This window comes from Nocardioides sp. (genome assembly GCF_047607365.1).
Lineage (GTDB): Bacteria > Actinomycetota > Actinomycetes > Propionibacteriales > Nocardioidaceae > Nocardioides.
The window spans coordinates 1-11,140 of the sequence record NZ_JASGDD010000016.1 but is presented as its reverse complement, the minus strand read 5'-3'; the positions used below and the strand labels follow the sequence as shown (position 1 = coordinate 11,140).

10 protein-coding genes are annotated in these 11,140 nt (G+C 69.8%); 4 read left to right on the top strand and 6 right to left on the bottom strand.

From position 1 onward, the window contains the following. Window positions 1-2,088: hypothetical protein (locus QM572_RS01570; protein WP_415089314.1), on the top strand; the 2,088-nt coding region annotated here is incomplete at its 5' end. A 38-nt stretch (window positions 2,089-2,126) separates the two neighbouring features. Here QM572_RS01570 and QM572_RS01565 read toward each other — a convergent pair. The 6 genes from QM572_RS01565 to QM572_RS01540 form a co-directional block, all read right to left on the bottom strand. After that, entirely contained in the window at window positions 2,127-3,662 is a 1,536-nt protein-coding gene (locus QM572_RS01565) for an amidohydrolase family protein (RefSeq protein ID WP_415089312.1), read from the bottom strand. 32 nt (window positions 3,663-3,694) lie between these two features. Further along, a complete protein-coding gene (locus QM572_RS01560; RefSeq protein WP_415089310.1) occupies window positions 3,695-4,555 on the bottom strand; it encodes a MurR/RpiR family transcriptional regulator in 861 nt (286 codons plus the stop codon). A gap of 82 nt (window positions 4,556-4,637) precedes the next feature. Beyond that, complete coding sequence (locus QM572_RS01555) at window positions 4,638-5,192, bottom strand: GAF domain-containing protein (RefSeq protein ID WP_415089308.1); 555 nt, start codon at window positions 5,190-5,192, stop codon at window positions 4,638-4,640. 103 nt (window positions 5,193-5,295) lie between these two features. Further along, window positions 5,296-6,720 carry an MFS transporter gene (locus tag QM572_RS01550; RefSeq protein WP_415089306.1) on the bottom strand — a complete coding sequence of 475 codons (1,425 nt, stop codon included), beginning with the start codon at window positions 6,718-6,720 and terminating at the stop codon, window positions 5,296-5,298. Window positions 6,721-6,897: 177 nt separating this feature from the next. Then, window positions 6,898-7,251: a PaaI family thioesterase gene (locus QM572_RS01545; RefSeq protein WP_415089304.1), complete on the bottom strand. Its 354-nt coding sequence runs from the start codon at window positions 7,249-7,251 to the stop codon at window positions 6,898-6,900. Window positions 7,252-7,407: 156 nt separating this feature from the next. After that, on the bottom strand, window positions 7,408-8,097 hold the full coding sequence (locus QM572_RS01540; protein WP_415089302.1) for a type 1 glutamine amidotransferase domain-containing protein: 690 nt from the start codon (window positions 8,095-8,097) through the stop codon (window positions 7,408-7,410). Between the two features lie 90 nt (window positions 8,098-8,187). Here QM572_RS01540 and QM572_RS01535 point away from each other — a divergent pair, with 90 nt between their 5' ends. Genes QM572_RS01535 through QM572_RS01525 form a run of 3 tightly spaced genes read left to right on the top strand, consistent with a single transcriptional unit; the run spans window position 8,188 to window position 11,017 of the window. Then, window positions 8,188-8,793, top strand: coding sequence for a TetR/AcrR family transcriptional regulator (locus tag QM572_RS01535; protein ID WP_415089300.1), 606 nt, complete (start codon window positions 8,188-8,190; stop codon window positions 8,791-8,793). Then, on the top strand, window positions 8,790-10,013 hold the full coding sequence (locus QM572_RS01530) for an MFS transporter (protein ID WP_415089298.1): 1,224 nt from the start codon (window positions 8,790-8,792) through the stop codon (window positions 10,011-10,013). The genes QM572_RS01535 and QM572_RS01530 overlap by 4 nt, the downstream gene beginning before the upstream one ends. Window positions 10,014-10,060: 47 nt before the next feature. Beyond that, the gene (locus QM572_RS01525) at window positions 10,061-11,017 is read left to right on the top strand and encodes an alpha/beta hydrolase (protein WP_415089296.1); all 957 of its coding nucleotides are present in this window, start codon (window positions 10,061-10,063) and stop codon (window positions 11,015-11,017) included. The last annotated feature ends 123 nt before the right edge of the window (window positions 11,018-11,140 follow it).

Sequence of the window (11,140 nt, the reverse complement as noted above, 5' to 3'; positions counted from 1 at the left end):
CTCGGCAGGGCGACCGCGGTGTCGGAGTACTCCACCCGCGCGGACTGGACCACGGTGCGGGAAGGAACCGCGCTGCGGCTGACGAACCTGGCGACCGGGGGCCAGCTCGGCATCGGCACCCTGGGTCTCGGCTCGGCGAACGCCACGATCACTCCCGTGGCCGCCACCACCGGCTGCTTCACGGCGCCGGACTCGACCGTGACCTACAGCGGGACGCCCGGCGCGTCGGTGGACGGCGACGGCAACCTCGTCGGCCTGGTCGACGCCCACATCCACATCACGGCTGCCGACGCCTTCGGCGGCGGCTTCCGCTGTGGCACGCCCTTCGCCGCCGGCGGCATCACCCAGGCTCTGGCGCCCTGCCCCACCACCCATGGCGCCGGCACGAAGGGATCCATCTTCGAGAACCTCATCGCCGGGACCAGCCTCACCGACACCGCCGACGACGGATGGCCGACCTTCTCGGACTGGCCGACCCCGCACAGCCTGCTGCACGAGCAGGCCTACTTCCGCAGCATCGAGCGCGCCTGGCGCGCAGGCCTGCGGGTGATGAACGCACTGCTCGTCGAGAACCGCGTCATCTGCACCCTCTACGACCCGTTGGCCTCGTGCGACGAGATGGACTCCATCCGCAGGCAGGCCGCCTACGTCCACGAGATGCAGGACTACATCGATGCCCAGTCCGGCGGACCGGGCAAGGGCTTCTTCCGGATCGTGACCACGCCGGCGCAGCTGCGTCAGGTGGTCGCGGAGGGCAAGCTCGCCGTGACCCTGGGAACGGAGAACTCCGAGCTGTTCGGCTGCACGGAGAGCTCCGGCTGCGACGAGGCCGACGTCGACGCCGGGCTGGACGAGCTCCAGTCGCTCGGAGTCATGAACGTCTACCCGGTGCACAAGTTCGACAACGCCTTCGGCGGGACCCGCTTCGACTCCGACGGCTCCTCGGCCACGGTCAACCTCGGCAACCTGATCAGCTCCGGCCACTGGTGGCAGGCCGAGAAGTGCGACAGCCCGCACGACAACGAGCAGTCCCTCAATGACGACGCCCTCGAGTCGGTCATCGCGACGATCGGCGGCGGGCAGGTGCCGGCCGGGACGGTGCTCCCGGTCTACCCGAGCGGCAACATCTGCAACGTCCGCGGGCTCACCGACCTGGGCGCCTACTTCATCAGGCAGCTGATCAAGCGCGGCATGGTGATCAACATCGACCACATGGGCGTGAAGACCGCCGAGGCCACCCTCGACATCGCCGAGGCCGAGCACTACGCCGGGATCGCCTCCGCGCACACGTGGTCCGACCGGTCGGTGGTGAACAGGATCCTCGGCCTGGGCGGGATGGTGTCGTCGTACGCGTTCGCGGCGGGGCCGTCCGGCGTGGAGGACGCCGACGGCGACTCGACGGCGCTCGACCCGAGCTTCGTCAGCGAGTGGCGGGCCAACAACGCGCTGCCGAACGGCTCGAGGATCACCGGCTACGGCTACGGGTCGGACACCAACGGCCTCGGTGCCCAGCCCGACCCGCGCGACGACGCCGCGACCGACCCCCTGACCTATCCCTTCACCGCACCCAGCGGCGTCACGATGGGGCGCCAGACCGTGGGGCAGCGGACGTTCGACATCAACTCCGACGGCGTCGCGCAGTACGGCCTCTTCGCCGACTGGTACGCCGACCTGCTCCACGAGGCGGGTCCGGACGCGTCCACGCTCCGGGGCCAGCTGATGGACGGGGCGGAGGCCTACGTGCGGAGCTGGGAGGCGGCACAGTGCCGCTGCACGCGCACCGGCTCCGCGTCGACCACGACCGGAGCGGACCGGGTCGTGCGCGCCACGGTGCTCAGGGCTCGCCGGGTCGGGCACCGCAGGATCGTCGCGTTCGGCGTCACGGCCGCGGAGCCGGTGACGGTCAGGGTCCAGGTGCTCCGGGGCCGGAAGCGGGTGACCAAGACCTGGGCGACGATGCCGGTCGGCACGCGGAGCCTCCGGATCCGGGTCCCGGCCGGGCGAGGCAGCAAGGTCAGGCTCCGGATCAGGCTGGTCGACGCCGCCGGCAACGTCCGCCTCGCGCTGCGGAGGGTCCGCTTCCGCTGAGCCCGGGTCGAGCGGGAGCCATCCGGACCGACAGCTGCTTACGGGCCGAGCCTCTCCCTCTCTTCAGCGACGATGTGGCGCACGTCGTTCCGTAGTCGTTCGGCGTCGAAGACCACGCCGTCCTTGATGGTGTACTTGATCGCTGCGGTTCGGGTCGCCTTGCCGCCGACGTAGCGGAGTGCGCCGTGGCCGTAGAGCACCTTGAGGTTCGCGAGCGGATTCTCGGTGAGGACCACGAGGTCGGCCCTCTTCCCCGGTTCCAGGGATCCGATCTCGTCGCCGAGCCCGATCAGTTGTGCCGAGGCCAAGGTTGCCGAGCGCAAGACCTCCAGGGGATGGAAGCCCGCCTCGCGGAACAGCTCCATCTCTTCGATCAAGCCGAATCCGTAGGTCTTGTAGATGAAGCCCGAGTCGGAGCCGACGGTCACTCGTCCGCCCATGTTCTTGTAGTCGTTCACGAAGGCCATCCAGCGCGTGTAGGCCCGCCGCCAAGGGATCTCCTGCTCGGTGCCCCAGTCGCCGTACACCGAGCCGTGGCTGTCGTGACTGGGCTCGAAGAAGTCCCAGAGCTGCGGTGCGGTGAAGTCGGCGTGCCACTCCGAGTTGCGCACCCGCGCTGCGTCGCGGTGACCGATGTAGATGTTGAAGGTGGGGCTCAGCGTCGTTCCGAGGGAGAGGAGCTCCTGGAGCGTCTCCACCCAAGGGCGGCTGCCCGGCTCTGCGGTCTGGAGCCACAGCGGGCCGCCGGAGGCATAGCGGGCGGGCTCGTCGCTGTAGTTGTAGGTCGGCGCGTGGTTCTGGACGGTGCGGTCGCGGAACATCGCCTCCGGGAGGCCATACCAGTGCTCGACGCTGCGCAGCCCCCAGCGTGCGCTGGTCATCGCGTTGACCTGGCTCACCCGTCGCTGCGCGTGGTGGCAGGCACTGTCCAGTCCGAGCTTGTTGACCTCGGTCAACGCCGCCTCGAAGGCCGCCGGCGCTGCGCCGAAGAACTTCACGCCGTCCGCCCCGCGTTCGGCGATCGACTGCACCCATCGTGCGGCGTCGTGGGCCGTGGTGATCTCGCCGCCTGCGCCCATCCCGAAGAAGGCGTTGGCATGGATGCGTGGTGCCGTGATGTCGTTCGCGGCGCTGCGCCGTGCCTCGGAGAGCGTGAAGTCGAGTCCGGCGAGTGATCCGACGTCGCGGATCGTGGTCACGCCGTGACCCAGCCACAGCTTGTAGATGTACTCCGCACTGGGCGCTTGCGAGGGCCCGAGGATGTGCGCGTGCGAGTCGACGAGGCCGGGCATGACGAAGTGGCCGGGAAGGTCGTACACGCGTGCGTCGGGATAGGCCGCTACGGGGTCGAAGGCGCCCATCAGGCCGAGTGAGATGGGGTCGCTGGTGTCGATGATGTGGAGGATCCGGCCCTTGTCGATCACGATGTCCGCCGGCCCGTACGGCGGGGCGCCGGTCCCGTCGATCACGTAGACCGACCTCAGAATGACGGTGTCATGCGGGCTGGTGCCCTCGGCCCGGTCGGGTGCCGCCTTCTGGGTTGCTCCGGCAGATGCCTGCTGCTCTTCGGCCATGGCGCTCTCCTCGTGTTCGCTTGACGCTGTTCTCACCCGGGGTCGGGCTGGTCGACCATGAGGTCGAGCCGTCGCCAGACGTCCTCCACCTCGAGTGCTGTCGCCCGGCTTCGCTCGACGTCCTGCAAGGCGATGTGGCCGAGGAGGGCGTGGACGACCGACATCGAGGCGGTCAGCGACGGGAAGGCCGTGACGCCCTCGCTGGGCACGACGAGAACGTGGTCGCCCACCGGTGTGATGGGGGAGCCGATGCGGTCGGTGATGACACAGGTCGTCGCGCCGCGCTCGTGGGCGAACCGGGTGATCTCGAGGATCTCGCGCGGCGTCCGCCACACGTTGAAGGTCACCAGGCAGTCGCCTGGCCCCAATCGCGCCGCCAGGTTGACCCGGTGGGTTCCTCCCATCGGGTCCCAGTGGACGTCGAGCCCCATGATGGCCGCGACGTGGGCGAGCGCCACGACCGGGGCGAGATAGCTGCCGGAGCCGATGACCAGCGTCCTGCGCGCGCCGGCGATCGTCTCGGCAATGGTCCGCAGCGTTCCGAAGTCGATGGTCCGCATCGCCAGCGCGAGATTCTCCGCGTCGCGCTGGAATGCCGCGGTCAGCGGGTCCGCCGAGGGGTCGGCGTGGTCGGCGAGCATCTCGCTCGCGGTGAGCGAGGCCAGGAATCTGTTGCGCAGCTCCAGCTGCAGGCTGGGCCAGCCCGAGAAGCCCAGGTTCTGCGCGGTTCTGGTGACCGTCGAGATGTTGACGCCGGCGCTGTCGGCGATCTCGCGGGCTGAGGCGTAGGAGGAGAAGCGTGGCTTCGCTGCCAACACCTGCACGATCCTCGATGCCTGTGTTCCCAGGGCTGCCTGTGCCGCCAGCTCCTCGATCCACCCGTCCACCCGCATGTCGAAACCCCCGCTTGCCTCAGCTGCACGAAACGTTGCAAACATACGCGTCGGCGATCCTTCGTTGCGTCCGGGACGACGATCAGGGACGCAGTTCGCGGAGGGTCGCCGCGGCGTACTGAGCGACCGGTCCGACCGCCGCGACCTGTGCGGGCTCGTAGGCGCCGGCCTCGCCGAGGACGTTCACCGAGCCGAGAACGACACCGTGGTGTTGCACCGGGACGTTCATCGCCGCTCCGCAGCCCAAGCTGGCGATCAGCTCGTGGTCGGGGAACATCCGTGCCAGCTCCGCTGGAGTGCGCATCAGTGAGGCCCGGCCATCGGAGAGGAAGGCGGCGAGGTCCGACCCGGCGGTCGACTTCGTGCCGCCGACCGGATAGGCATCGGGATTGCTGGTGTAGGTCCGCCGTACGAGCTGTCGCTCAGGGTCGACCAGCAGGACCGTCAGCAGGCGCCAGCCCGCGACGGCCTGGCAGGCGTGCGCGATCGCGTCGAAGAGCTCCGTGGGCGCGGTGGCTGTTGCGGCAGCTCGGGCCACGCCGGCGATTGCCCCCGCCCAGGATGCGGTCACCGGCTGTGGGAGCTCCCACCACGGGATCAGCCGGACCGGGCCGGCATCGCTGCTCGAATCAACCATCACCATCTCCGTCTGGTCATCGTCAGGATCGTGTCGGAAGGCCTTGCCCCGAGATCGGTCCGCTAGGGCCCGAGCGGCCGGCGGCGCCACCTTCGGGCGGGCCTCAGGCGAGCGCCCTGCTTGCCCTGCCCGAGGCCTCGTTGAGCTCTTCGAGGGTGTGTCCGGAGGTGGAATCGCCGGCCGTCGCGATGACGACCGCACCAGCCAGCAGCACGCCGCCGAGCAACCAGAAGACGCCCTGGAAGCTCGTGCCCGACACGAAGAGAGGGATCAGGTTGGGAGCGACGATGCCGCCGACACGACCCACGGCTGTCGCGACCGAGGTGCCGGTGGCCCGGACCCGGGTCGGGAACAGCTCGGGCGTGAAGGAGTACAGCGAGGCATAGGCGCCGGTCAGGAAGAAGGAGAGCAGCATCGCCGAGGCGGTCGCCAGACCCCCCTGCGACGGGAACGCGATCAAGCCCGCGCAACCGATGAGGGCGCCTGCCATGGAGAAGGCCGCGGTCCACTTGCGGTCGACCTTGTCGCTGAGCAGGGCAGCGCTGAGATATCCCGGGAGCTGGGCGACGTAGACGAGCAGGATGACGTTCAGGATCGAGTCCAGTGTCGCGGCCTTGTGCAGGGCGTACAGCGAGGGCAGCCACAGGGTGAAGCCGTAGAACGCGAAGGTGACGACCAGCCAGATCAGGGAGACCACGACGGTCCGGCGAGCCATGTCGAAACCGTTGAACAGGGACACGATGCTGGCGACGAAGCCGACCCTCTTCGTGGCCTCCTGCTCGAGAACCTCGGTCTGGCCGGATCCGCCAGCGACCGGGGGGAGCGACCGGCCCGAGGCCTTCTCGTACTCGGACTCGAACCTGGCGACGACCGCGTCCGCTTCCGCGACGCGGCCCTTGGCCAGCAGGAACCGCGGCGACTCGGGAAGGATCCGGCGCCATACCAGCAGGAGCACGACCGGCAGTGCGGTGATGATCTGGATGATCTGCCAGCCCTCGAGACCGAACACGCCGCTCTGGACGGTGACGAACCACTTCGTGAGCAGGGCGGCGCCGATGAAGCCGATGGCGAAGAAGACGGTCAGACAGCCCACCAGTCGGCCCCGGGACTTGGCCGGCATGAACTCGGAGACGAAGGGCGCGACGATCGCGCTCTCGGCACCGAGGCCGACGCCGGCGAGCACGCGGCACCAGAAAAACATGTCCCACGAGGCGGAGAACGCTGCGATGACCGTGAACACCGAATAGAAGAGCAGTGCGTACATCATGACGGCCTTACGCCCGACGCGGTCGGCGATCTGACCGGCGATGATCGCGCCGACCGCGAAGCCCCACAGGCCGGAGGAGACCAGCAGCCCCGTCTCTCCCGTTGTCAGGGCCCACTTCGGCACCAGCACGAAGGCGACGATGAGGCTGACGACGGCGCCGTCCATCGAGTCGAACAGATAGCCGAGGCCACCCTGGAAGAGCAGCCTCCGGTGAGGACGGCTGACCGGAATGCGATCGAGTCGCGCGAGCGTGGTGTCCATGTGCGCTTGCCTCCTGATAGGGCGCGGTCTCGGGCCCGACGCCATTCATGCAAGTTTGATGGCATAGACACCATTCGTGCAATAGATGTTGCATTGATGTTTGATCGGCGACGCGGATCTCGATCCTGGCTTGCGGGGCTGGTGGCCGGTGGCTCGACGGGTGCGCGAAGGCGCGCGTCAGGTCGCGGTGATCAGGAGGCTGCTGGTGGCGGTGGCGAGGACGTTGCCCGCCGAGTCGCGGAGGTCTGCCTCGGCGAAGGCGATCCTCGCGCCGGCCTTGGTGACCCAGCCGCGCGCGAAGATCTCGCCCGTGTGGGTGTGGATGGCGCGCGGGAAGTTGACCTCGATCTCGATGGAGCTGTAGCCGGCCCCGGCGGGGAGCGTCGTGTGGACGGCGCAGCCTGCGGCGGAGTCGAGCATGGTGCAGGCACGCCGGCCGGCCGCGAACTGCAGCCGGTGCTCACCGCCCTCATGCAGTGGGGCGACCGGCATCTCGCCGGCGAGGCGGGCCCGCCGGTGACCGTCACTCACGCGGACCGTGGGGCCCTGGTGCGGGCGAGCCTCCGCTGCGAGGCCGGCCATGTGCTGCCCGACACGGGCCACGAGCTCGCGATTCGGCACCATCGCTGACCTGACCCAGCGCCGACGTCCGCCGTGTGCGGAGGGTCCGCTTCCGCTGAGCCCGGCTCAGTCGCCGAGCGCCTCGACGACGGCCTTCGCGGTGGCCTTGGCCGAGCCGGGGTTCTGGCCGGTGACGAGGGTGCCGTCGGTGACGACGTACGAGGCGAAGGGGATCAGGCCCTTCTCGTAGAGCGCGCCGCGCTCCTTCATCTCCTCCTCGGCGTTGTAGGGGACGAGCTTGTCGACCTTCGCCAGGACCTCCTCGCGCCAGGCGAAGCCGGTGAGCCTCTTGCCGGCGACGAGGAGGGAGCCGTCCGAGAGGGTGGTGTTGAGCAGGCCGCAGTAGCCGTGGCAGACCGAGGAGACGACGGCGCCGCGCTCGTACAGCTCGCGGGTGATCCGCTGGAGGCCCTCGCTGTCGGGGAAGTCGTACATCACCGCGTGGCCGCCGGTGAAGTAGATGGCGTCGTAGTCGTTCGGGTCGATCTCGTCGGGGCTCTTGGTGGTCTCGAGCAGCGCCATCCGGGCCGGGTCGGCGTGCCAGGCCTTGGCGGTCTTGTCGTAGTTGGGGAACTTCAGCGCGCGCGGCTCCAGCGGCGAGGACCCGCCGCCGGGACTGACGATCGTCTGCTCGTAGCCGGCGTCCTCGAAGACGTGCCAGGCGTGCGTGAGCTCGGAGAGCCACAGGCCGGTCGGATGGCTCGGATCGTCGTAGTGCCCGACGTTGGTGACGACGTTCAGGATGCGCTTGCTCACGCGGCTCTCCTCGGGTGGTCGATGTGGTGGAGCGGAGTCTAGATCGTGTATGTTTACGTTGCTCACATAGCATAGGAGGGAGGGTGAGCAGTGTCAACATCATCCAGGCCGCCGGTGCGAGCGGGCTACCACCACGGCGACCTCCGCGCGACGCTGCTCGCCGCCGCCATGCAGATGCTCGAGGAGGGGGCGTCGTTCTCGCTGCGTGGCCTGGCGCGTCGGGCCGGCGTCTCGCAGACGGCGCCCTATCGGCACTTCGCCGATCGCGAAGCCCTCGAGTCGGCCCTGGCGACCCAGGGGCTCGCCGACCTGCGCGCCGAGCTCGTCGGCGACGGTGGCCCGCCCACGACGATGGAGGGGCTGGTCGGCTTCGCGGTCGTCTACGTCGACTTCGCGCTGCGCCGCCCGGCGCTGTTCCGGCTGATGTTCGGCAACGAGTGCAGCGCCGGGGGCGACCCCCTCGTGGCGGCGGCGCAGGAGCTCGACCAGCTGCTCATCGTCGCGCTGGAGAACGTCTTTCCCGACTCCGACGTGCAGGCGCTCGCCACGGCGTGCTGGTCGCTGGTCCACGGGCTCGCGTTCCTGCACCTCGCGGGGAAGCTCGACGCCGCCGACCCCGGCGTCACCGCGGAACGGGTGCGGGCCTCCTTCGAGGCGATCCTGACGGCGAGCGGACGGGTGGCGTCGCGCCGATGAGCCGTACCGCGTCCCTTCTCGTCCTCAAGGCCCAGCTGTTCGCGCTCTTCGTCGCCGCTGCCGTGCCCTCCCCGCTGCTCGTGCCGTTCCGGCAGGAGTTCGGCTTCGGTCCCGCCATGGTGACGGTCATCTTCGCGACCTACGCGGTGGCTCTCCTGGTGGCCCTCCTCACGGCGGGCGGGCTCTCGGACCACGTCGGCCGCCGTCCCGTCCTGATCGGAACGCTGACGCTCGAGGCCGCGGGCATGGCCGTCTTCTGGTCGGCGCAGGGCGTCGAGTGGCTCATCGTCGGCAGGGCCGTCCAGGGCGTGGCCACGGGCATCGCCCTGGGTGCGCTCAACGCGGCCATCCTCGAGGCGGCGCCGGAGGACTCGCGGATCGGGGCGCTGATCAACGGGTTCGCCCCGCTCTCCGGGTTGGCGGTCGGCGGCGTCGCCACGGGATGGCTGATCCAGCGGGTGGCCGATCCCGTCCCCGTCGCCTTCGCGTCCCTCACGGCTCTCTTCGCGATCTTCGGCGTCGTCTCGATCTGGCTGCCGGAGACCGGCCCCATGCGCCCCGGAGCGCTGCGCTCTCTCGTTCCGCGCGTCTCCGTGCCCGCGCCTGCCCGGCGTACGTTCGCCGCCGTCGTCCCCGGCATCGCGGCGCTGTGGGCGACCGGGGGTCTCTACCTGTCGCTGGTGCCGCTCGCCATGAGGGACGTCTTCGGCATCCACGTCGCGCTGGCGGGCGGGCTCGCCATCGGAGTCCTCAACGCGTCCGGAGCCGTCGCGCCACTGCTGCTCCGACGCTGCCACCCGTCGGTGACCACGGTGGTTGGCAGCGCGGCGCTGCTCCTGGGCGCCGCCCTGATCGCGACGTCGATCCTGCTGACGTCGGCCCTCCTCTTCTACGGGGCGACCGTCGTCGCGGGCACGGGATTCGGCCTGGTCTTCTCGGCCGGACCGCGGCAGGTGATGGAGTTCGTCCCCGGCGACAGGCGAGCCGCGACGTTCGCCTCGATCTACGTCGTCAGCTACGTCGCCTTCAGCGCACCGGCTCTGGTCGCGGGCGTGCTCGTGAGGGCCTCGGGGATGAGAGACGTCCTCCTGGGCTACTCGGTGGTCGTGCTCCTCGCGGCGGCCGTCAGCCTGATCGCCACCATGGCCGAGCGGACCCGGACCGCGGACGAGCCTGGTCCCATGAGGCTGTCGTCGGCCCGGTTTGGGGCGGCGGACTAGGCTTGATGTAAGCAATGCTTACATCATCCGCGTCGAAGGAGACTGCCATGACTGAGATCAAGCCCGTCCTCGAGCCGGAGGCGACCGAGCTCGCCGAGCAGACCGACCCGCACCCGAGGATCTACGAGGTGCCGCCGGAGGAGGGTCGCCAGATGCTGGTCGACCTCCAGACGGGGGACGGGGTGGAGCGCCCCGACGTCGACGAGGAGTGGGTCGAGGTCGACGCCGGCGAGTGGGGCGCCGTCCGCACCCGCATCATCCGGCCGAAGGGCGTCGAGGGCCCGCTGCCCGTCGTGTTCTACATCCACGGCGCCGGCTGGGTCTTCGGCGACGACGTCACCCATGACCGGCTCTTCCGCGAGCTGGTCGTCGGCGCCGGCGCGGCCGGGGTCTTCCCGGTCTACGACCGTGCGCCCGAGGCGAGGTACCCCACTCAGGTCGAGCAGAACTACGCGGTGGGCCAGTGGGTCCTCGAGCACGGCGCCGAGCACGGCCTCGACACCACGCGCATCGCGGTCACGGGCGAGTCGGTCGGCGGCTGCATGTCGACCGTCTTCGCGCTGATGAACAAGGAGCGCGGCGGGATCGACCTCAAGGCCCAGGTGCTGCTCTACCCCGTCACGGACGCGAGCTTCGACACCCCCTCCTACCAGCAGTTCGCCGAGGGCTACTACCTCACCCGCGAGGGGATGCAGTGGTTCTGGGACGCCTACACCACCGACCCGGCGCAGCGCGCGGAGAAGTACGCGTCACCGCTCCGGGCCACGCTCGACGACCTGAGGGGCCTGCCCACGACGCTCGTCATCACCGACGAGGCCGACGTGCTCCGCGACGAGGGCGAGCTCTACGCCAACAAGCTCCGCGAGGCGGGCGTCGACGTCACCTCGGTGCGGGTGGCCGGCATGGTCCACGACTTCCTGCTCCTCGACAGCCTGCGCGACACGAAGGCGGCGAACGTCGCGCGCAAGCTCGCGATCGACGCCCTCGCCACGGCCCTGCGCTAGATGACATATTCCAAGGGGTCGTGCTGCGAGCGGCGCTCAGCGCCGCGCTCGCAAGGCGCGGGCGCGAAGGCAGGCCGGCCGCCTGTCGAGCGTCCGCAACGCCGCGAGCGTGGATGCTGAGTG